Source organism: Pseudomonas chlororaphis (genome assembly GCA_001023535.1).
GTDB lineage: Bacteria > Pseudomonadota > Gammaproteobacteria > Pseudomonadales > Pseudomonadaceae > Aquipseudomonas > Aquipseudomonas chlororaphis_E.
The window spans coordinates 4,850,711-4,872,562 of record CP011020.1 but is presented as its reverse complement, the minus strand read 5'-3'; the positions used below and the strand labels follow the sequence as shown (position 1 = coordinate 4,872,562).

Sequence of the window (21,852 nt, the reverse complement as noted above, 5' to 3'; positions counted from 1 at the left end):
CAAGGCTAGCTCACGCTCTAACGAATCCTCTGATGCATACAGCAAGTTGTTCGTATCTGTTGGATCGAGGTGAAAGGCGACTGTATCTATGCAGATAGTCTTTGAGCCGATCCAACAGCTCTTTTTTTGATTTGTACTCAAATGGCCCCAACCAGAACATTCAGAAGTCTCCCTGCCTATGTAAACCCAAATCACAAAAAACTCTCTGGGCAACTCTATCTAGTCAAGCTGAGTAAACGCGCCACAGACGCTGCTGGTAGCCGCCCGACAGACTACCAGTTCAACATCACAGGTACTTTCAAGGGCCTCGATCAGACTGGTTTAAGGTTCATCTTGGCTTCAAAAATCAACAGATCGCTCTCCTCGTTTTTGATCATCATGTTGACGAGACGAGGGCTCACTTCAATTTCTCCGCCGAGCGTCGCACGCACCGTTTCTGGATACCGTTCGAGCATCAGATCCGCCAGGCCATGGCTGTACCCATCGCGTATGAGCTTGATCTTGGTGTCATCAGCAGTGCCGTATTTGATGAGCTTGTAGAAACCAGGATCCAAGGCGCCTACGCCATTCAGTACCTCGACGAATTTAAAGATCTTGTTGTCGAAGAAATCGTCCTCGTCCTTGAGGCGGACAATCGCCAGGTTGATCCGCTCGGTGACATCCTTTTTGGAGATCCTTACCCAATTCTCGAATTTGCTATCGCCATAGGTCGTGTCTCCCCACTTGCCCACAAACACGTGGTCACTACGTTTTTCCTCGACCAGCTTCTTCCAGTAATCGAGCGTAAATCGGATGGTCTGCTTCACGCTGTATTTCTTCAACTTCCAGTCCAGAATCATGGCGTAGAAATTCCGCGCTGGCTCCTGCTTAAGACGCAGCAGATCGCTGTACTCCCGGCCTTCATCAAAGTACTCGACGAAAGACCTCCAGATGGCAACCATCAGCCTGTCGACGGTATTGATGACACCGTTTGCCTCAACGCTCCGCCTGATCATGCTGTCGATGGCATCTTCCTGCTCGAAAACATCGATTTCACTAACACTATTTGCGATGAGGAGCTTGCCTACCTCAGTGGCGACGTACTTGCACTCGCGATCTCGAACCACACCAGGGTGCAGGTTTTCCAGGCGCTCAACGGCGTCCTCGTACCGATCCGATACCTTCCCGTCGACGATCTTGGTCGCCTCCAGCAGCACATTGCTGACGGTGTCCTTGTCGATCTTCGAGACGTTCACGGCCTTCTTGTAGAAATTTTCCAAATCCGCCCGCTTGCTTGTATAACCATCAACGCCTAGCAGGTAGATGCTGGATTCCAGCTTCTTCAGCGCAGCTTGTGCACCAGGTGCAAAGACTTCACTGAAGCGGTTTACACGTCCCACGAGGTTCTTGAACTGGGATGAGGTCAGGTAGCTTTTGCCCTTGGTGAAGTCATAAACAAACAGCCTCTCGATCGGCAGATTTACCCCCTCAAGCAGGGTCGAGTTGCAGACGAGGAATTTCATCTTCTTGGAACTGCTGAACAGGTTCTCTAGGTACAGGCGGATGGTGTCAGGAATCGAACCATGGTGGTACATGACCCCCTTTCGTAAGCAGCTGATCAACTTGTAGCGCCGGTCAAAAAGCTCTTCCAGCTCGTCACACGCGGTCTGAATCAAGGGGCAATCAACGGGTGGCAGCACTGCTGCCAGCTCGACAGCAAAAGATTCAATGCCCTTCTTCTTGTTGCCGTAAACGATATTTTTGGACAGTGCTTCGCCCTGAATGAGCTCGAAGCAGTTTGCGTATTTCCTATCGAACTCCATCGTGTCATTCAGGAAATGGTCGTAAAGCTTGAGCTTCGTCTCACCCTTCCCTACCCTGAAATCCCTAATGTAGAAACGCTCAGACTTGATGTACTCGTCGATCTTGAACCCGCTCGGGATCATGTCTAGGAAGCGCACACGGACATTGAGCTCATCGCAAAGGAAAGGTGTCAGGAACTTGAACGACGTCTCCGGGTTACGAGCTCCCAGGATGCACAGCATGGCGGCGAGTAACTCACTTCTGCGGTCGCTCTGAAGCAGGTTGTGGGCTTCGTCGACGAAGACCATATCGAAGGTCAGCCCGGCGTTCTCGTTCAGGAGCCTGTTGAGTCGCTCCTGAGTCAGGACAAACGCCCTGTTATTCCGTTCCACCGAAAACATCTCGGGGTGGGTCACCACCTTACCCAGCCCGTCGATGTCTGCGTAGATCAAACGCTTCTTCGTCTGGGCCAGCAAGGCCTTTGAGGGCACGAGGATCAGAACCCGCTGCTCCGGATTTTCCTTCACCGATTGGATGATGAGCTCAGATTTGCCGTAGCTGGTCGGAGCAACCACGACTGAGGATTTACGGTACTCCGACTGAACAAATGTCCGCAGGGCGTCCTGTTGTTCAGTCAGCACGATGCCTTGATCGCGGAAGGTATCGACGTAGCTGCCTACGATATTTCGGATGAATGACTCGCTGCGGTGGTCTTCCTTGGAAAAGTAGCTGCTAATCACTGCAGAGACAGGGTGCAGGCCACTGTTGAGTGCCACATCGTACAGCGCCTGGTATTGACCAGACGAGTTCCCGTAGAACAGGATGATGCGGTAGCCAAGGCGCCGAATCTCGGGGGTCTTGTGATTCAGGAGGAGCACTGCGATAGCCAGAAGCTTCACTGTCTCCGTGCCACCCAGTTCGTCTCCCTTTAGGAGTTGGAAATACAAGCCCTTGAACTTGGTGTTGCCCAGCTTCCTGATGGTCAGCTCTTCCATGCTACTGCTCCGCCTCCAGCCTCAAGAACTCTTCCAGCTTTTCCATGGTGCCCTTGTGTAGTGATAGCACCCACACCGTCTTGAACACTGCATCAGCCACAAGCTTGGTGGTGAATTTCGACACGGTCTTCTCGGCGATGGCCTGGGTGACATCGCTGAAAAGGGCAGAGATGAGAAACACATTGTTGTCCGAAGCGGTCGCACCGTTTTCTTCGGCTAAATCACCTTCCAGCTCCAAAATCTCAATGACGGAGTCCCGGTAGTTGGCTTTGTTGTGGATGGCATTTTTCGCGGCATTGATTGCGTTGAGCCAGTGATTGAGCTCCGGCTCAGCTAAGCGCTTCTTGAGATCATCCCGAGCTAGGCGCAACTGCGCGCTGGTGGCCGAGCACGAGGTCTTGTCCACCCCTCTGCCGCCCGACTTGACCTCGGTGATCCAGACGTTGTTGGTTGAAGTCTCGTACAGGAGGAGATCGAACCCCTTCCGGATGCTCTTTTCTTCCATGTTGAAGAATGGAGAGACGACGTCGAAGTCGGGGAAGAGCTTCAGAATGATGACATGGGACAGAAGCTCGCCCAACATGCCGATTCGGGTTTCCCAGGGTTTCTTGGAGTAGCGTTCGTTCCAGAAGTGCTTGATCGTCGCTGGGTATTTGTAGATCGCCCTGTCCTTGCTGGCCTGATCAGCGCCATGGCAGATCCGTGTGAGGTTCTCCCTCAGCGCGAGCTTGAGTTCATCAGAAAAATTCTCGACACAACACAGCGCATATTGGTCTACCTGCTTGAAGCTGACGCCATCCATAACACTTCCCACAAGAGCTGCACCGCAAAATCCTCGGCGGTTGCTACATACAATCAATGATCCCGCCCTGAATCAGGGTAGGCACCAGCCGGGCAGCGGTGCGCGTATGTGAAGGCTATTCGGGGGCGCCCGATAACGGCACTGTGCCAGCGTTGCTGCAAATTAGCGTGATCGATGGGGGAGGTAAACAAAATTGGGGACAATTTTGGTACAAATCGTCGGAGATGACTTCTTTACTGGGCTAATATACAGGGGTTTAGCTGGTGTCGGTGAGCCGCCTCTTGAGCAAGGCGCTGTTTCAACCCTCAGGGCTCACGCACCTTCACCGTCTGAGCACCCAATGCAAAAAAACGATTATCTATCCCTCGAAGTATCGATACGTAGCTTGCTTCGTGACTGATCATCTGTGGATGAATGTTTTCCGTGTTGATAGATCGCATTTTTCCCAGAGCAAAATTTTCTTCCGGGTCGCGAGGATCTGCAGCCTTCTGCCTCCGATCCCAGAAAGCTGAGACCGTGACTAGGCAGCGAATTCGCTCGGCGCGTTTGTTCATATCCATATCTTTACCCGATTCGGGCATGGTGCATCGTTCAGGCTCCGACGGGTCTTCAAGTTTAGGGACTTCTAACTCCTTCAGGTTAAGGATGTTATCGGAGAGGTTTGCTCCAAAGTACCTGGAAACCCTAAATTGGTTTTCGATAAGACGCTGTCGCCAGCCACGGTAAAACTCATCATATTGCTGGACTCTGTCAAGTATGACTGCGCTTTCGTCATTCTTGAACATAGCCCCAGACCACCTATCCCTTGGGGTATGCGAGCGATTATAACTCTGCCGAGCGTCGCATTCCGGTGCCATCATTGTTTAGCACTTACAGGTTCTGCTGTAGTCCGGTCACTAGCGCACATGAGCGCCTTCGAGGATTGAACGGTTTGAAAGATCACGTAGGGAAACAACGTCTAGGCCACAACGCGTTTGGCCAGCCTCGTTTGGGTATAGCGACAGAGCTTACGTAAGGTTTGCACAAAAAAATCCTCCAGGATGCGCAAAATTGCACCGCTTCATCGTCCGCCGCAGCGAGCTCCGGCGCACGCCAAAATACGGCCTGGAAATTCCGGATAATCCGTAGAATTTGTTCGGGGCAGACAGTGGGTAAAAGGTTGCCTGCATGTAGGTTTTGGTTCGAACGAACCATCAGGTTTTTATGACGAACTATCGACCAACAGCTAGGCCCTCGCCTATTCATCCTCCTCATTTTTACGCTATTCGGTTGCAGGCGCAAACGCCCAAGTTTCTACTGTGTACCTACATGAACCGCCCTACCGACCGACCGGAGCCCTCAAATCTTGACCGAACAAACTTTCACAGCCGTGATGCATGTGCTGGACGTTCTCTACAAACTCTGGCCCATAGCATGCGGCATTTTCGTCGTTGGCGCTGTCTGGTGGCGCACACGATCGCTTTTCTTCATCGTTCACCAGCTGTTGAAGTGGCTGGGTCTTGAAGGCAAGTACACGAATGCGGACGACCAAAAGGTTGCCGACGATTATCTCGATCTGAACAAATTCAATCTGAAGACAGGATTTCACCTTCGCTCGGTTAAAGCTAAAGTGAAGTTGCATGACTGGATGCGAGAGCACAATTTGGAATTCGCAGAATTACGACGGGCTGGCGGTTACTTCAACGCCAACCAGTTGAGCTTTGACATTCCAGGTTTGTGGCGGTTATGCCTAGTCCGGGGTGCCTACGTGGTGATGGGAATTTTATTGCTCGCAATCGGCCAATTCGTGGATAAGGACGACTTTGCCCTCCTGCGGATTAATTTCACCGGCACCTGGTTTTGGGCCGGAAACAATGAAGCCCACAGCCCGACATTCGATCTCCCACACATGCTGCGAGGTAAGACTTGGCATCTCCAGCAAGCTGAATGTCGTTATACCGACGATCCTAAAATCGCGATCGACGTGTGGGACAAGGATGCTATCTGTAATCTTGTATTGGGACTTAATGACGAATTCATCGCAGAGTCCATCGATAGCCAAATCAAAACAGCTCAGATTCTGAAAATCGGCAGCTGCGCATGCTTTTTCCTACTTGGTTTTTTTGCTTTTCGCCTCGAACGGGCCAGAGAACTACATGCCCGATTAGAGGCTGCATTGCGGATAAGAGAGGCGCTGTCCACTGGTGAACCGCATCCAGAGCCCCCTCCTTTCCCTATAACCGAACCAATTGGGGGAACAGAGGAACCTAGTGACGGTGTGCTTTCGAAAGCTATAGGGCCAAGCGATACCGCTACCACCCCTCCTTCGCTCGTGCCTGAACGATCTGAATAGAACAACACGCAGTGCTCCGACCCTGGCGACGCTGGTGGAATAGCCACCGTGCGACGCCGGGGTTACCTCAAATACTCAACCTGAGCTCCCGCCAATTTGGAGTAGCAGCAGAAAAGCCGAGATGGGTCACGGAGCCGACTACATGCGAACACGCCAAGACTTTTCGCCGCTATTACTGACCAACCTCAACGGAACTCGAATCCATCACCTGGCTCCATGATCGAAGATTTTCCTTGATGGCCTCGACATCCAGAAAATGTCCTCTTGCAAAGTCCATGAAATGACCAATGACGAAATTCTTGAGTGGTGTGTTGAAGCTGATCGATGAGCCCATGTACATCATCGCTGCGGCCAGCCGATACTCGATAGTGCCCACGTCAAAGGCTGCCAAAAAAAGCTTCATTCCATGGTTAAAAACGTGTGAGGTGTAATTTGTCCAGGGCGTATAGGCTGGCCGCACTGCTTTGTGACTGTTCCCCGAATAAAACCGGCTCGTGAGGTGAGTCAAGATCATGTCCAACAGGAACATCGACTGATCGTTTTTCAGAAAAATCTGATGCCCGTGGTTCTGGATGATCTTGAACAAAATAAACCCGGCCAGTGCATTCGAGTTCGCGGCCAAATGATGGATCTCACCGAATGTGAGCGGCAATGGAAGCGCGCCTAAAGCATAGAGCAAGAGCCCGTGGCGTTTGTGCTCAAAGTCCGACGGTGAGCTGGCCATCGCACGCGCAACGAGTGCATTCGCATTCGCAGTTTTGTATCCCGTCGAATGATGAAGCGAGGCAAACGTTCCATCCATGCAAAGCCACGGAATGTCGTTTGCGAGCGAAAGTTGCATCGCGTCGTACGCCGTAGAGTCGATGCCTTCCTTGATCGAATAGATCTCAAGCTCGGTATCGTGCAGGACGGGATGGACAACAGTTGTGTTGTCCAAAATTACACGTAGGGCCTGCAGGATATGCCCATCACGGGCTCGGATATCTGCTGCGGTGGTGCGAAACAACCTACCCCCTTCAGTCACGCCCAGTGCCATGAAATTTTCTGCACTGATTTCTTCAAGCCATTCGCTGAGGGCCTCCTTGGTAGTAGCCGGCAAAACGAACGAGACACCTACGTTCAATAAATGCTGTGCCAGATCAGTGACGGCTAGATAACCGATACTGTAGGCATCAAGCACAACCGCTTGGGGCTCCGCGTCTCCTTCAGCGAAGAGCCACGACTTAGGAATGGAAACGTCAGTCCAGCAATTCAATGCTCCTTTGAAAGCATTGTCTGGATACAGGGCATGCCCACGCATGAAAAGAGGAACATCGTCGACCTTGGTCGTCAGTTGTTTGTCGCCTCCAAACCCCAATTTCTCTTCCAGAAAAGGCACCATCTCAGCAGTATCCGACGGCATCTTCATCATCGCGAAGCAGTCGCTGCCGTCGTTGTGGATATGCCGAAGCTGGAGTGCGATTCGCAAGCAAGCCACATAGGGCGGTAGGCGCTGCTGAACTTTATAACTAGTCATGCCCAAGTTGGCGCTTTCGCCGATGGGCAATCTCTGAAGCAGCTCCGCCAATTGGCTGGAGGCTTTCAACGTGCACTCATTAGAAGGATGGTGGTCATCGACGATCAGCCTGATCATCGTGCTGTCGTCTTGCTCAAACTGAAAAGCGGCCTTACATATCTCCAGCTCAGGCGAATCCTCAAATTGACTCCAGCCACCGGTGATCAATCCAAAATGGAAATTCACAAGCTCGACCGCGAGCCCCCTAGGATCATCGATAAACCATTCCACCCATCGGGCTTCTGCTCGCTTGAAATCCCCTGTTTTGGTGAGGAAATAGAGTATCGCCGCCACCTCACGCGAATGATCTTGCAGCAGTGAGTCAGGTATCTGTACGTGAAACTCTTTCTGTTCAGATTCATCTCGATAGCGGTTGCGCAAGTAGCAGCCTCGATACCAGCCGTATGGCACCTTGGGCGCAAGCGCAACCATCTGGTCGCTGATCTTCATTGCCGATGCGATGTCACCCAACTGCTCATCTCTCAGCGAGCAAAAGCTCATGATCATGAGAGACGTATCCGCCCCTGCAACCCGGGATACGACGTCGTCAAAGGTCTTGTATTGCTGCGTCTCCAGCAGACACTTCAGGTGCATGACTACAAAGGGCGAAGGCCACAAAGCGTGGCTGGGTATCAGTCGTGAAGTAATGCCAAGCGACTTGTGAGGCAGCTTGGCATCGAACAGTTTTTCAGCGAGCTCGAATATTCGTTCAGGTGCGATACTTGGGATCTTGTCGCCCCAGTCGTTTAGGAAGCGCTCAACCTGATCAGCCAACTCACTTCGTTGCAGCAGGTCGCCCTCCTCTTCAGCACTACGGAATGCGCGAGCGAGAAGTCTCAGGAATGCAACTTCCATTTCTGACGTTTCGCCAATCGGTGTTTCCTTAGATAGCCACACGCCAATCTCAGCCGGGGTCGCGAGATGGATGAAAGGAATCACCTCTACAAGTTTTTGAGTACCTGCTGTTAGAAACTGCCGACACCATGCGGCTCGTTTCTGCGGGCTTTCTTTGGCATCCCAAAGGTCTTGCTGCCATTGGGGAAGGTGCGTGCGGTCTCCGGCGATGGCTTTGAATCGGGCGGCGGTTTCGGGATGGACAGGGTCGAATACTTGGAGATTCTTTTTGAGTAGTTCAAACAGTATTGGCGGAGCCAAGCCTTGATAGGTCTCAAAAATGGGGCATGCCATGTTATAGAGGCGAACGTCGGTACCGTCCGATCGCTCCATGAGTTCAACGACCTGCGCGGTGAGGTCGTCCAGACGTTGTTTCACCTCCGGCGAATTCAGCCAAAGATGCAGTGAGAACAGATGTCCATTCAGGGTGGAAGCGCTCGCCATTACTTGAAGTACATCGGCGTTGTAGGACTTATAATCATCGCTCAGACGCTTCGCCATACGATTTGCCAAATCGCCCAGATCCAGTCGAAGAGCTCCTTCAACGATCCCCGTAAGCTCCCCTTCCGATAGGATGAATTGCTGGCTTGCCGCCTCAAGTAGAATTGAATCGGCGTAGGAGCGCAAGAACGCTTCTTTGGAGTACGGCCCTGGAGCAGGTTCCGCGAGGTAATGCTCTTTTGCCGCCGATTCCCGCTCGGTGCGACGGGCCAGGCGCAGAAGAGCAGCTAAACAGACGTCTTTGACGATAGCGTTTTTGGCTGATGCTGCGATTTTCGAAACCGTTCCCCAAGCGGCGCCCTGCTCTTCGACCTCGACCAGTTCACCATAGATGGAAATGACTTCAACCAACGCTGCTGCTTCATGGTCTTTCTGGGCCATCGCCTTCAGCATCGTCATCTGAATTTTTGCAGTGGCCGGGTCTTTTTTGCGCAGGCTCTCGAACACCATTTCCATGGGAATGAGTAGATCAGACGGGGCCAGCGACTTGATCTCGATGTAGATCTTGTCCCTGACGTTATCACCGCTGCCACTATGGTGCTGCTCAACGCTATTCAAGCGGGCTACCTCAGATCGAATCACTTGACGATTTTGTTACCGGCTACATTGTCACCGCTGCCAGTGTGGGTCTGCGTCACGTTGGTAATAGTGGATGTCGCAACGATCGCTACCTTGGCATTGATCTCGCGAATCAAACCTGTCATTGCAGGCGATTGATCGAGACGCTGCGCAATGGCTATCTCGCTCATCGAATTGTCAATGCCCAGCTTGGTTAGCTCTTCAGCCAAAGCTTGTGCGACGACATCCTCCTTGATCCATTGACCCAAGCGCTCTTTTAGTTTCTCCGCGCTCAGCTTCAGACCGTGTTTAAAGACATCGTAGACAGAGCTTGCGATGATTCCAGTGGTGATGAAGTCCATTTCGGACACTCCTTTGATTGAGTGAATTCACATTCGTGAAGCTGGGAAACCGCTCCATGCCGACCAAGCCTATGCCTATGCCTATGCCTATGCCTATGCCTATGCCTATGCCTATGCCTATGCCTATGCAGCGCACGGTTGGGCTGCGGCTGGGCGAAACGCAAAATCGTGTTTATTTAGCGCTCTGCCGGCCCTATTGGACTGGATCTGTGCCCCACTCTCTAAATGCATTAAGTCTTTTACAGCGAGCGGTGTGGGCGCTAGCACTCGAAGCATCCAATCAATTAGAACTCGTTCATCCAACTGATTGGAAATATCCGATCAACCTTCTGACTGCTTGCTCGATGAGCCCAGGTGCGAATGGTTTGATACAAACGAACCACGAGGCGAAACGCCGGGGCATGCAGTGTCTGTAGAAACTGAGCCCTAGACTGCGCGTAGCCGTCGCTTTGGTCAAACTCACTGCAGATGTCATTTACCAGCTCGCATCGCTCACGCCTAATCAACCTTAGGTATTGTCGACCCAAAAACCACAAATAATACCATTAGGCCATTACGCATGGGGTAAGATCGCGGCCATTGGGTATTCATACAGAATGACGAAGGACGACATGACGGAATCGGCGCATCCGAAGCCTGCTGGTGGTAAGGATCTGGTAGTAAAACGCAAGTCCACTATTACCGAACTGCCTACTGAATCAGATCTCAAAAGTACAGGAGTACCAGGGCTAGCTTTGCGAGCTGGGGCGACGCATAGGTCGAATGAGCACCACCGCTCAAACAAGGGCGACAAAACTAAGCAACTGGATAAGCGGCCGGTTTTTTTGGCCATGCAGGGTGGCGGCGCCAAGGGCATCGTGCATGTGGGTGGCTTGACGGCGCTCGATGACATGAATCTCGATATCAAAGGCGTGGCGGGTACTTCAGCGGGTTCCATCGTCGCGGCGCTTGTTGCTGTCGGTTACAAAGGCAAAGACCTTCTCAATCTAGACGGCGACGGAAATCTATTTGAGACGTTGCCCTCAAAATTAAAGGTAAAAAAACCTACCGACCTTTTCCCGTTTTGGGGCTGGCAAGCTCTAAGATTTTCCAGGTTGGTCATTGCTGCAGGGGGAGGATTGCTCTCGTTGGAGAGCAAACTTCTGAGCTGGCTGTTTCCAAGCAAAAAGCCCGGCGCTATCGAGCATGCTCTTCGTCGATTTTTCGGATTGTTGAGCACAACTACCAAATTGGTATTTTGTGGATACCTCATCCATGAAGGGGTGGAATGGGTCGCGGTTCAAGATCGGGAAACGTTGAAAACCACCATGTGGGTTGCAGTTGGAGTGTTCATTACTCTCGGGTTGGTCGTGTGGAAGGCACTCAAAGGAATCACAACCGTAAACAAAGTCCGTGATTTCATTGATAACGCATTACGAAACAAGATCCCCCTAATGAAGGACACAGATAAAGGTGTGACTTTTGCTGATCTTCGAAGGGCAAAAAAGCCGCCGCTCAAGATTGTGGCTACCAACGTCTACGGTGAGACCTTAGAGTTATTTTGCATAGAGCGTACGCCGGACGTTGCCATTGCCGATGCGGTGGCCGCTTCAATCTGCCTGCCTGTCATTTTCAAACCTTGGCGACTCGTGTTCGAGCGTCACGACACCCACCCACCGACTCCTGTTGAGACGACATTTCTAGACGGCGGATTGGTTTCCAACCTACCTGCCTGGCCGTTTGATCAGGAACGTAAGGACGATCCGGACATCCCTACGATTGCGCTGAGCATCGGAGAGCCTCCCGTTCCAGCGCATAAGCATTGGTTGTTCTCGGTGGTCGGTAGCGTTGTGAACGGTTCACAAGAGGTTCATACCCGCGCGGCAGGAAAAATGTCACAGGTCATCCTACGCACAACATTGGGGATGCTCGACTTCGACAAGTCGGTTCTAGTCCTAAGAGATGAGGCCAAGAAAGCAAGGCAAACAACGCGAAGCACAATCATGCTTGACCTAAGTTTATCGCCTCTCGTCCTGCGAACCTTCGCCGCTTTGGTTCAGAGGGACATGAAGAGGCTGACTGCGGGCCCCCTGGCTTGGGCTGACCCAAATAAAGCGAATGTGCGCGTCAGAGTAGGCCTCGCCGTGGAGCAGTCAGGCTCGTTTGTCACGGCCTATACAGCTGGATACCAACCGGGTGACAAAGACGCCGCGAGCCTCGGCGCCAAAGTGAAATCTCACATTGCGCAATACTGCTGGAACAAAAAAGCGCTGTACTCGAAAATATTCACATCAGCGAACTCCTCAAAGGCGCTGACTGAGCGGCAGATCTGGGGTGATGCCTGCTTCATTATTTGCATCCCTTTGTTTCCAAAAGTCCCTCGGGGGCCGGAGTCACAGCCAGAATCGGTGACACAGCAGCCAAGGGGGTGCGTGGTCGTGATTGAGTCGAACATCCCCGTGATTGCGACGACCGAAGCGCAAAAAAAAGCCTTCAGTACATTCGTGGAAACGGTGCAGAAGCGCGTGCTATATTTAGATCAAGAAGTCGATAAAAATAACAATAAGCGATCGACTGCTGATTTCGCACAGGAGACATACAAATGGCGTTGATGATTATTGATTTCGGTGACGGTGATATTTCTGAGATAGAGATTCCAGAAGTACACACCGATAACAATGTTCCGAATGATCTCCGCCAAATGGGTGATTGGCTAGGCGAGGTTACTCAAGATGCAGCGGACTATCTTTCTGTTGCGAAACAACTTCAACAGTCTGACTGGGTCGAAAGTGATCAGACCCGTCCATTGTTAGAAAAATTACATGACAAGTCTCTCCTTTTTCGGGGCATCCCGTTTGATGGTCACATAAAAGAATTTGACACATGGATAAAGTAACCAGGCGTCATGGCCCGCCTGCCAAAGGGAACTACAGCCCTTTTTGACCCCAGTGAAGACTCAAAAAACGCTCGCGATGCGCACAAGGCCGGAGTGTCCAGTGAAGAAGTGAAAGAGTACTTCGCAAACCTGACGCAGTTAATTATCCGCGAGCGTGATGCCGTACCCCAAGAAACCAAGCAACAACAACTATCCGATTTAAGGAAGGAGCTGTTGGCATTGAGTGCCGAGACCAGTGAACGTACCGCTGAATTTATTACTTACGGCCGCGCCATCACAGAAGCCTATCGCAGTGCCAGTACACATCGCTCCCTCCAGACAGAGTCAATCGCGATGCACGTTCTTAACCTGCAACCCGTGTATCTCGAGGACAATGTCTTCGATTTAAGTAATATAGAAATTAATCAAACTATCAAACTGTACCCTGATTTTTCAGCGAAACGTGAGCCAACAGGGCGAACGAAATACAAAGACATTGGGCGCCTTACTTTCGAAGTGGGTATGACACGTGGCTAGACAGCCATTCACCCAGGAACGTGATCACGTCGGACAGCCATGTTGGATTTAGCGCTCAGCACCGTGCGAGATCGCATGGTAATTCGTCAATCCTTCCACGCGAGCAATTGGGAAATATCCCTTTTAGCGCATCTCACGACGCTTGCGATGCTGATCATAAGCCCGAGTGATGCCAACCAGTATTGCAATCGAGCTGCTCAGGTTTGCCTGAGCCCAATTGAGCGCCCCTCACCGATAAGGACGATTCATGGACGCTAGCAAGAAGCCCTCCCCCCAAATTACCTACTTCATCGATGAGTCTGGAAATACCGGCGACCTGATCACGGCGGGCAATAAACTTGAATTTGGAAACCAACCTTATTTTGGGCTTGGTTGCATAGGTGTGACCGACGTTGATGGGTTTGAGAAAAAGGTTATTAACCTTAAAAACAAGCACAACATTAAATCGAACGACCTAAAATCCACCAAAATTTACAAAAATAAACCGAAATTCATCCTCGACCTCATAAAATTAATCGCCAACGATAAAATCCCGTTCTTCGTGGAGCTTGTCGAAAAGAAGTTTTTTATTGCTACAAATATAAGTTTCTATTTGGTGTGGCCGCCCTATTTCAACATTGACGACCATGAAGCATCAAATAATATGAGAAATTTCTTTGCTCAATTGATCACAAAAAACTCTCCGGACGATGTTTTTAATACGTACTTCAAGGCCTGCATAGAACGAACGAAAGAAAGCTTGATGGCAGCTTTCCAAGCGCTTCTTGATTTTGGGCATTCACAACCAACAGACCCTATTTATCAGGGTTTCGTTAAGTGTGTTAATGAGTCGATCGACGATTTTGAACTCATTATCAAGGAAGAAAAGAGCGTTGAGGGTGCGGTGAAGCGATTTCTACCTTTGCCCGATACAGGAAAAAAAGGGAAAGAATATTGGATCCTTCCGAACTATTCTTCACTGACCAACCTTTACGCTCGTATCAATCATGCTCACAAAGGAAAGGTTGCAAACATACATCTGATACATGACGAGCAGGCGCAGTATGATGAAATATTAGATCTTGCAAAAAAAGCTACTGAAATGTTACGCAATGCTCGCGAAATTTCGCCCATTGCAAACTATAATTTTCTTGAGCAGGCCTCGCTGACTTTTTCCAAGTCGGAAGACAACATCGGCATTCAAGCGGCTGACGTACTTATTGGTTTCCTGGTCAGATACGCGCAAGAGATCCTGTGCGCTAAAACAGATCCTGTCGAGGAGCTGAAAGAAGCCTTCAGAATAATGGCGGAAGCAGAAAATTTTGAAAAAGGCTACGGAGTCAATTACGTATGGTCTCATAACGAGATCGTTTTGCCTGATTAAGACAAACCGTTCATTTCTGGCTGGAATACTGGCGTAGACAGTGGGGTCAAAGAACCCCGAGCCATGTATTCCAGCCCGCCAACATCTGATACTCACCGAACCGCTCACCAGCTTGAAATACCTGAAACCTAAAGTACCTGACAACAAAGTAACGCCACTCGCCAAACCGGAAACCCGAGCCCCCGGACGGCGACACGCATATTCCACCTAAATTTTTGTCACCTTCAATTGATCTTCGCAGGACTGCTGCGTTGCCCGAAAGTCGTATTGGGTGCCCTGTGCCTTCGCCATATCTGAGAACATCTTCGCCCCTTTTGGGTCTTCATTCTTCAGAAGCCTGATCATCTCGCCAGCTTGATTGACGTACTGTCGAGCGAGCTCTCGGTAGGCAGAGAACAGCGTCTGGGAGGAGTTTGCTGTCATTAACACCGTGGAGTTTTGCGGAAAGACCTGGCACAGGGATTTTTTTCGATTCCAGCTATTTAAAATCAAGGCGGCGGCATCGCAATTAAGTAATGGAACCTTCGATCCCGTAAGCTTTGAGGAGCTTCCTGGAACGCCGCATGTCCTTAATTGATGACCTTGGAGTTCCCGCCCCATGATCACGGTCATGTTGATCGCGGGCTTGACAACGATCAACCTCGTATCTTGATCAGAAAGATTTTCGCAGGCGTGCGCTTCATTCATCTGTTCCGTTTTTCTGATGCAGCCAACCAGCGTAGGGAACTCGAACGGCCATTCACGAATGTTGTAACCCTGCTTATGCTCCAGCAAAGCAGCACAGTGTTTATTGAAGTTATTCAGACCCGGCATATAAAGGTATCCCCCCCTACTCTTTGGCACATTCCTTAGCCGCGTCGCCAACGAACAAATGTCCCCGAACTTGCCATCCGGATCAGAGGCCGCATCGGCAATTACAATGTTTCGGACATTCCTTTTGACGAGTGAATAGACCCCTAGATTTTCGCCATTCCCACCATCTATTAATCGAATTAAGGACGATCGGACTCGATCCTGAGTTTCTTTGCTTTTCGAGGCGTCAGTCAAGTACCGCGCGTACCCGCCATCCAGCCAGTAAAGAGGCACAGGGAGCCATCGGTGTAATGTTCTGCGGGAGTCTTTGACGTTATAGTTGGCGATGTCGATTCCCCAGTCCGCCGCAAACGTATGAGCGAGCACACCAATTCCACCGCGAGTGAGGGGCTCCTTATAGACCAGCTGGTTGGCATCTAGGAACGCAGCGGATGAGGCGACCGCATCTAGAACAGTCATGTTGTGCAATGAGGCAGGCGCCGAGACATAACCGTATCGACCCGAGCCATGGCTAACCGCAGTCAATTCAAACATGTCACTGTTGGTTGTGTCATCTTCACCGAACGCCCACCACCCTAATCCGCTTCTAGACTTCGGCGCAGCAGCATTAATAATCCAGAATGGAATTTGCGATTCTTTCTTGATCGCAAGCAAACCAGTCCTGAGTTCCTCAAATGTCATATCAACGGGGTCTGAATCAAATTCGTTCGGCTTGCAATCAGTCGCATAACCATTTTCGTTTTTCGTACAGGGAATTTCAATGGAGTGACCACCTTGCGCCGGTTTTAGAGCGTTGATATCGCTTATCGTAGCCCCATACGCGATCCCAATTCCATCGCGATACGATCGCGCTGTTGGCGAAACTGATATGCCGGTATCAAATATTGTATTGGCGATAAAGCTCAGCGGAACCGCTGCAGCAGTCCCCAAAAATGCTATTGGAGGAATGCCGAAATCTTCTGTTGTTCTTTGTGTCGAACAGATGCCTGGTTTGAACACATCTTGCTGGCAACGTAAAAAAGCTTGGTATTTATTATTTTTATCTGCACCACCGGTTGTGTCATTTGAACTATAAAGCAGGTCATAAGGTTTGCATGCACCGTATTCCTTGATCTCATTCACGACCTTCGGATCCGTATAGTTAGATCCGACCGACATGATACAGTCTCGAAACAAATCTTCGCTGGTCGGGTTTTCCCGATCAGATTTCTCATTGCGAGTGACTGGATAGATTCGATGAGTGTAGTAAAAATAGGCCGCGTAGCTGCCACCAGAGACACTGCTGACGTAGTCCGAAGAATCCAACAAGTGCTGGTCTGCCAGCCCAGCCAATACCCCTATAGCAAAAGACGAAGCTTTCGAGCCTCCACCAGACAGTGCTATCCCCAATGCAGGTCTTTTACCATTAGGATGTGTAAAAGGGCCTTCCAAGGTATCTCGAAGGCGTTGCTCTTCGCCTGAGAACGCCTGCGCCTCTAGTCTCACGGCAGTTTGTTCATCGGACTCATTAACCTCTTCAGGTTCGTTTTTTCCCAATGCCTCTGGCTTAGTGACGCACACCCAGCTCGGGTCAAATTTGGGAAAATGATCTTTATCGGCACTGTTTACAGTACCTGATATTTTCCCTGCCTTTTCCAAAGTGACAGGCGTACAAGATGCTAAAGGAAAGGAAACGCCCCGTTCTTCTGGAGAGGGCTGGTGACTCGTACATCCACTCAATAGACCTAATGCCATGAGCTCAGGGAGAAAAAGTCTTTTCATTGAGCTTCGGTCTGCGCCGCCTCCATCCGTGAGCGTTTGATGAGCACTAAATCACCTAAAAACTCATCGTCTTTGCTAGGTGTAGCAGAGGTCAAAAGGAATGCAACATCAAAGAGCCATTATTTAACGGTGCAACTTTGAACTGGCCTAATGATTTTGGACACTCCAATCGGGCGTTATGATGGCGCCCAAATCTGAGGTGTTTGGCTATGCGTAAATCTTATTCCAGTGAGTTCAAGCTCAAAGCTGCCAGCATGGTGCTGGACGAAGGCCAGTCAGTCCCTGAGGTCTGTGCCAGTCTGGATATTGGCCCTACTGCCTTGCGCCGTTGGGTCGACCAGGTTCGCAAAGAGCGCTTGGGTTCGACCCCGGAAGGGGCCAAGGCGATTACCGCCGATCAGCGAGAGATCCAGCAGCTCAAAGCGTTGCTCAGGCAAAAAGACCTGGACATTGAAATCCTAAAAAAGGCCAGTGCTCTCCTGCTTTTGGACTCCAAAGATCATTCTCGTTGATCAATGAGCTGGACGAGCAGTACGGCGTTAACAATTGCTGTCGGGCGTTTGGAGTCAACCGCAGCAGCTTTTACGCCTGGCGTCAGCGCCAAGGCAAGGTGAAGCCTGAGCGGGAGAAACTTAAAGCCGTGCTGGTCGAACATCACAAGGAATCCAGAGCGTCCGCAGGGTCTCGCACCCTTTCTAAGGAGTTGCAAGCAAAGGGGCATCGCGTCGGGCGACATATGGCTCGCAGCTTGATGCGCGAAGCCGGTGTTGCCAGTCATCAGCGGCGGCGGCACAAGTACAAATCTTCCGGCGTGGAGGCCCTGGTGGCGCCGCACGTGCTCAAGCGCAAGTTTGATGTCACGGCGATCAATCAGGTGTGGTGTGGTGATGTGACGTACATCAAGGTGGGTAAGCGCTGGATGTACTTCGCGGCAGTACTGGATTTGTTTGCTCGCAGGATCGTGGGGTGGTCGTTTTCAATGATTTCCGATGCCACGCTGACCTGCGAAGCGTTGCGGATGGCGGTGCAATTGCGAGGCCGTCCAAAAGAGGTGCTGTTTCATTCTGATCAAGGTTGCCAATACACCAGCCACAAATTCAGGAATGAGATGCGCAAGCATGGACTCCTGCAAAGCATGAGTCGCAAAGGTGAGTGCTGGGACAACGCCCCGATGGAGCGTTTCTTTGGGAGCCTGAAATCAGAGTGGGTGCCAGAAGATGGCTACAGCTCGGAGCATGACGCCCGCGTGGATGTGCAGCGTTATGTGATGCGTTACAACAACGTCAGGCTCCATAGCTACAACGACTATCGGTCGCCGGTAGCTATGGAGAAACTGGCGGCGTGAAACCTTAACTGGTGTCCAGAATTACTTGACCAGTTCACTCGCGCGCCTACACACCTACACAACATTTACACTTCGTTGTCCATTAACGGGTCGATTCCCTTCACCCGCTCCACATTTACTTTCCCTGGATATCCAAGTCCGGGAATGCCTGCAACCCAAAGCGCTGAACCTGTTTTTCCTCAAGCGCACACTCCAGTGACATGAGATGGCCTGAATAAGGCTTCTGCGGTGCGCGCCCCAGCTTGGCGCACGTCTCCAGGTAGTCAGTCACCGCCTCCTTGAACGCCGCTCGAAGCTCGCTGACAGATTCGCCGTGAAACCCGACGACATCCTTGATCCCCGCGATATGGCCTACAAGCAGACCGTCCTCGTCACTGTAGTCAATCCGAGCGGCGTAGCCTTGATAATTCATAACGTTCACGGGGTCACTCCTGTGGATAGCAGACACCTTCCGCTTGGCTTGTAGGCAGAATCCGAGAACTGCACATCACAACACCGGCTGGTTGTTATCAATTGATCGGCCCGGGGCCTCTCGCAAATAAACCTGTGGGAGCGGTGCAAATGTAAGCAGAATTTTCAACGCGTCGTTGCTGTCTCACCAGACAGGTGAATCCCATTAAGGAACACGGCAATGAACTTCGCAAAAATCGCACAGAAGCTGGCTCTATGGGCGGGAAGCCCGAAGACGTTCTTGGGCGCCATTGTATTACTGGCGCTTTGGGCGATCAGCGGCCCCTTTTTCCAGTTCAACGACACCTGGCAGCTGATCATCAACACGTCGACGACGATCATCACCTTCCTGATGGTATTTCTGATTCAGAACACGCAGAACCGCGACACAGACATCTTGCACCTGAAGATCGATGAGTTGTTGCGAGCCACGGCGGAGGCGCAGAACGCGATGCTCGGTCTCGAATCGCTGGACCTCAAGCAACTGGAGGCATTGAGGAAGCACTACCAGACGATGGGCCAGGGCGAGGTCAAGAACCTTGAAGGCCTTGAGCAAAAAAGCAACGTTGACCTGAATCAGTGCTGATACGAAGACGCGAGGGGCGTGATGCCCCTCGCGTCTTCCCGGCCACCGTCAAGGCAATGGATGTCGCCCTCACGTCAAAAGGTGCAGCGGCTCAGCGGCTGGCTTGCAGCGCCCTGGCCATCTCCAGATGGGTTTGCAACTTGGGCAGGGTCTCATCGGCGAAGGCCTTGATCTCAGGCACTTCGGTGGTCTGGGCCTGCTCCTGGATCTGGGTAATGGCCTCCTCCGTGGCCTTGACCTGGCTGGCGGCATAGGCGGCCTCGAACGACTCGCCCTCCTGCACCTGCGGCATCAGGGTCTTGGCCTTGTCAGCCATTTCCTCCCGAGGCGCGACGGGCAAGTCGAGCTTCTTCGCGATCTTCGCCAGGTGTTGGTTGGCGGTGGTACGGTCGTTGATCACCATGATGGTGTAGTCCTTGACCTCCCTGGACTCAGCCTTGCCATGGGCCATGCGGCTGGCCTCGATGTCGGCCATGCCCTTGGCGGAAGCGTCGTTGATGAATTCGGCAGGCGATTGGGCCCAGGCACTGTTGGCACCCAGGCCCATCAACACGACGAGGCTGGTGGTGCGAAAAAAGGTGGCCATCCGGTTCATGGTCGCGCCCTCCTCAATTGAACATTCGGCAGCGGCCCCACCACGGGACCTGCCAGGGTTTCGAAAGGCAAAAGGGCTGAAAAGTTTGATTCAAGTGCCTCGCCGCGACGAACGGCGACCTACGCTCAGTGGCTGAATGCCCGATGGTTCTGACGCTTGGCGGCGTACATCGCCTCGTCGGCATGACGGAACAGCGCCACATCTTCGACCCCATGGTCGGGAAAACAAGCGACCCCGATGCTCGGCTCGATGCTCAGGCAATAGCCGTCCAGCCGCAGCGGCTGACTCAGCACCTGGCGGATTTTTTCCTGCACGCGGTGAGCATCGTCCAACGCTTGGATGCTATGAAGCAGCACCACGAACTCGTCCCCGCCGATGCGCGCCACGGTGTCGACATCCCGTATACAGCCCTTGAGACGGCTGGCCACCGCTTGCAACAACAGGTCGCCTACACCGTGGCCGTAGGTGTCGTTGATCTGTTTGAAGCGATCGAGGTCGATGTACAGCAAGGCCATGCGCCCCGACACGGCACGGGCGCTGGCCAGTGCAGCCTTGAACCGGTCACGCAGCAATTCACGGTTGGGCACCTGGGTCAACTGATCGTATTGCGCCATGTGCTGCAACCGGGCATGCAATTGCTGGCGTTCGATGGCGATGGTGATTTGAGCGCAGACGTATTGCAGCAGGTCCTTGTCCTGCTCGGTGTAGCGCTCGTTGTCCGGGGCACTCTTGACGATCAGCGCCCCGATCGTGCCGTTCTGCGAGTTCAACGGCACACCGAGCCAACAGGGCGCGCCCGGCTGCGCCACGAGGTCGCAGAACCCCGACGGCAGTGAGCTGCAACCGGGCGTCAACAGGATCGGCTGGCCGCTGCGGATCACCTCGGCGCACAAACGCCCGGTCATCGTGCCGGGAAGCTCGGGCTGCTGCTCCAGGTCGTCGACGTGATAGGCGAAGTTCAACTGCGCGCATTGCTCGTCGTACAGCGCCACCGAAAAATTCAACGCCGGCAGCCATTCGCCGATGATCTGGTGGACGCGCTTGAACAGCGCCAACAGGTCCGCCGCCGCATGGGCGGCCTCGGAAATCGCATACAACGCCGCCTGGCGCGACTCTGCCAGCTTGCGCTCGGTGATGTCGCGCGCCACGGCGATCCGCAATTGGTCCACCGGCGACCAGCGCGCCGACCAGAGGATGTGCACCACCCGGCCATCCTTGTGCAGGTAGCGGTTCTCGAAATTGAGCTTGGGCTCCCCGTTCATGATCTCCCGCGCGGCCTCGAGGGTACGCTGGCGATCGGCGGGGTGCACGAGGTCGATCATCGCCTGCCCCATCAATTCCTGCGGGGTATAGCCGAAAATGCGCTCGCAGGCAGCACTGACAAACACGAAGCGCCCCTGGCCATCGACCGCGCACACGGCGTCCAGCATCAGGTCGATGTAACTGGCCAGCGGCGTGTGGCTTCGGGTGTCCATGGTGCTGGAGTCATCCGGGTGAGTGCAGCGGTAAAGGGGCGAAAGTCATGATGAGGATAGCGCAGGTGACCGAGGCGCAAGCCACGCCCCCCCATTAAAGAATAGAGCCCCCCAGCCCGCAGAGCATAACCTGCCGGCACCTCGCACTCGCAAATGGATTTGCCGTCCAGGTTCCTAGGCAAACTCCTACGCAGAAGTCTCCAGTAACACTCAAACATGCCGGAAACGACCGATTCAAAGCCTATGGCCCTGCGCTGTAAAGTCTGGAAACACGGCGACGAAACACGCCACG

16 protein-coding genes and 1 pseudogene are annotated in these 21,852 nt (G+C 52.3%); 8 read left to right on the top strand and 9 right to left on the bottom strand.

The window, feature by feature from the left end:
• Positions 1–311: 311 nt before the first annotated feature.
• The 3 genes from VM99_21320 to VM99_21310 form a co-directional block, all read right to left on the bottom strand.
• The gene (locus tag VM99_21320; GenBank protein AKK00490.1) at positions 312–2,777 is read right to left on the bottom strand and encodes an RNA helicase; all 2,466 of its coding nucleotides are present in this window, start codon (positions 2,775–2,777) and stop codon (positions 312–314) included.
• A gap of 1 nt (position 2,778) precedes the next feature.
• Positions 2,779–3,579 carry a hypothetical protein gene (locus VM99_21315; protein AKK00489.1) on the bottom strand — a complete coding sequence of 267 codons (801 nt, stop codon included), beginning with the start codon at positions 3,577–3,579 and terminating at the stop codon, positions 2,779–2,781.
• A 305-nt stretch (positions 3,580–3,884) separates the two neighbouring features.
• On the bottom strand, positions 3,885–4,364 hold the full coding sequence (locus VM99_21310) for a hypothetical protein (protein ID AKK00488.1): 480 nt from the start codon (positions 4,362–4,364) through the stop codon (positions 3,885–3,887).
• A 560-nt stretch (positions 4,365–4,924) separates the two neighbouring features.
• Between VM99_21310 and VM99_21305 the strand changes: the two genes are divergently transcribed.
• Complete coding sequence (locus VM99_21305) at positions 4,925–5,911, top strand: hypothetical protein (GenBank protein ID AKK00487.1); 987 nt, start codon at positions 4,925–4,927, stop codon at positions 5,909–5,911.
• A 172-nt stretch (positions 5,912–6,083) separates the two neighbouring features.
• Here VM99_21305 and VM99_21300 read toward each other — a convergent pair whose 3' ends face one another.
• Together VM99_21300 and VM99_21295 are read right to left on the bottom strand one after the other, a co-directional pair.
• Positions 6,084–9,419: a hypothetical protein gene (locus VM99_21300; GenBank protein AKK00486.1), complete on the bottom strand. Its 3,336-nt coding sequence runs from the start codon at positions 9,417–9,419 to the stop codon at positions 6,084–6,086.
• A 20-nt stretch (positions 9,420–9,439) separates the two neighbouring features.
• Complete coding sequence (locus tag VM99_21295; GenBank protein ID AKK00485.1) at positions 9,440–9,781, bottom strand: hypothetical protein; 342 nt, start codon at positions 9,779–9,781, stop codon at positions 9,440–9,442.
• A 734-nt stretch (positions 9,782–10,515) separates the two neighbouring features.
• Between VM99_21295 and VM99_21290 the strand changes: the two genes are divergently transcribed.
• The 4 genes from VM99_21290 to VM99_21275 all read left to right on the top strand — a co-directional run bounded on the left by VM99_21290 (position 10,516) and on the right by VM99_21275 (position 14,535).
• Positions 10,516–12,372, top strand: coding sequence for a hypothetical protein (locus tag VM99_21290; protein AKK00484.1), 1,857 nt, complete (start codon positions 10,516–10,518; stop codon positions 12,370–12,372).
• A complete protein-coding gene (locus VM99_21285; GenBank protein AKK00483.1) occupies positions 12,363–12,656 on the top strand; it encodes a hypothetical protein in 294 nt (97 codons plus the stop codon). The genes VM99_21290 and VM99_21285 overlap by 10 nt, the downstream gene beginning before the upstream one ends.
• 9 nt (positions 12,657–12,665) lie before the next feature.
• On the top strand, positions 12,666–13,172 hold the full coding sequence (locus VM99_21280) for a hypothetical protein (GenBank protein ID AKK00482.1): 507 nt from the start codon (positions 12,666–12,668) through the stop codon (positions 13,170–13,172).
• 247 nt (positions 13,173–13,419) lie between these two features.
• Positions 13,420–14,535: a hypothetical protein gene (locus tag VM99_21275; GenBank protein AKK00481.1), complete on the top strand. Its 1,116-nt coding sequence runs from the start codon at positions 13,420–13,422 to the stop codon at positions 14,533–14,535.
• Positions 14,536–14,742: 207 nt separating this feature from the next.
• On the opposite strand, the gene VM99_21270 is transcribed toward VM99_21275, so the two are convergent.
• Entirely contained in the window at positions 14,743–16,029 is a 1,287-nt protein-coding gene (locus VM99_21270) for a hypothetical protein (protein ID AKK00480.1), read from the bottom strand.
• A gap of 1,289 nt (positions 16,030–17,318) precedes the next feature.
• Here VM99_21270 and VM99_21265 point away from each other — a divergent pair.
• Positions 17,319–17,621 carry a transposase gene (locus VM99_21265; protein ID AKK00479.1) on the top strand — a complete coding sequence of 101 codons (303 nt, stop codon included), beginning with the start codon at positions 17,319–17,321 and terminating at the stop codon, positions 17,619–17,621.
• Complete coding sequence (locus VM99_21260; GenBank protein AKK00478.1) at positions 17,618–18,454, top strand: transposase; 837 nt, start codon at positions 17,618–17,620, stop codon at positions 18,452–18,454. The genes VM99_21265 and VM99_21260 overlap by 4 nt, the downstream gene beginning before the upstream one ends.
• Positions 18,455–18,644: 190 nt before the next feature.
• Here the strand turns inward: VM99_21260 and VM99_21255 are convergent.
• Positions 18,645–18,875: pseudogene (locus tag VM99_21255) on the bottom strand (DNA repair protein).
• A 210-nt stretch (positions 18,876–19,085) separates the two neighbouring features.
• Here VM99_21255 and VM99_21250 point away from each other — a divergent pair.
• Positions 19,086–19,490 (top strand): membrane protein, encoded by a 405-nt coding sequence (locus VM99_21250; GenBank protein ID AKK00477.1) that lies wholly within the window; start codon positions 19,086–19,088, stop codon positions 19,488–19,490.
• 91 nt (positions 19,491–19,581) lie between these two features.
• Here the strand turns inward: VM99_21250 and VM99_21245 are convergent, their stop codons facing one another.
• The gene (locus tag VM99_21245; protein AKK00476.1) at positions 19,582–20,085 is read right to left on the bottom strand and encodes a membrane protein; all 504 of its coding nucleotides are present in this window, start codon (positions 20,083–20,085) and stop codon (positions 19,582–19,584) included.
• 125 nt (positions 20,086–20,210) lie between these two features.
• Positions 20,211–21,560, bottom strand: coding sequence for a diguanylate cyclase (locus tag VM99_21240; GenBank protein AKK00475.1), 1,350 nt, complete (start codon positions 21,558–21,560; stop codon positions 20,211–20,213).
• Between the last annotated feature and the right edge of the window lie 292 nt (positions 21,561–21,852).

Excerpts from the sequence above, each read along its gene's own strand:
- VM99_21250 (AKK00477.1), top strand. The coding sequence starts at position 19,086 with ATGAACTTCGCAAAAATCGCACAGAAGCTGGCTCTATGGGCGGGAAGC.
- VM99_21295 (AKK00485.1), bottom strand. The coding sequence starts at position 9,781 with ATGGACTTCATCACCACTGGAATCATCGCAAGCTCTGTCTACGATGTC.
- VM99_21270 (AKK00480.1), bottom strand. The coding sequence starts at position 16,029 with ATGACATTTGAGGAACTCAGGACTGGTTTGCTTGCGATCAAGAAAGAA.
- VM99_21285 (AKK00483.1), top strand. The coding sequence starts at position 12,363 with ATGGCGTTGATGATTATTGATTTCGGTGACGGTGATATTTCTGAGATA.
- VM99_21280 (AKK00482.1), top strand. The coding sequence starts at position 12,666 with ATGGCCCGCCTGCCAAAGGGAACTACAGCCCTTTTTGACCCCAGTGAA.
- VM99_21320 (AKK00490.1), bottom strand. The coding sequence starts at position 2,777 with ATGGAAGAGCTGACCATCAGGAAGCTGGGCAACACCAAGTTCAAGGGC.
- VM99_21245 (AKK00476.1), bottom strand. The coding sequence starts at position 20,085 with ATGAACCGGATGGCCACCTTTTTTCGCACCACCAGCCTCGTCGTGTTG.
- VM99_21315 (AKK00489.1), bottom strand. The coding sequence starts at position 3,579 with ATGGATGGCGTCAGCTTCAAGCAGGTAGACCAATATGCGCTGTGTTGT.
- VM99_21265 (AKK00479.1), top strand. The coding sequence starts at position 17,319 with ATGCGTAAATCTTATTCCAGTGAGTTCAAGCTCAAAGCTGCCAGCATG.
- VM99_21275 (AKK00481.1), top strand. The coding sequence starts at position 13,420 with ATGGACGCTAGCAAGAAGCCCTCCCCCCAAATTACCTACTTCATCGAT.
- VM99_21310 (AKK00488.1), bottom strand. The coding sequence starts at position 4,364 with ATGTTCAAGAATGACGAAAGCGCAGTCATACTTGACAGAGTCCAGCAA.
- VM99_21240 (AKK00475.1), bottom strand. The coding sequence starts at position 21,560 with ATGGACACCCGAAGCCACACGCCGCTGGCCAGTTACATCGACCTGATG.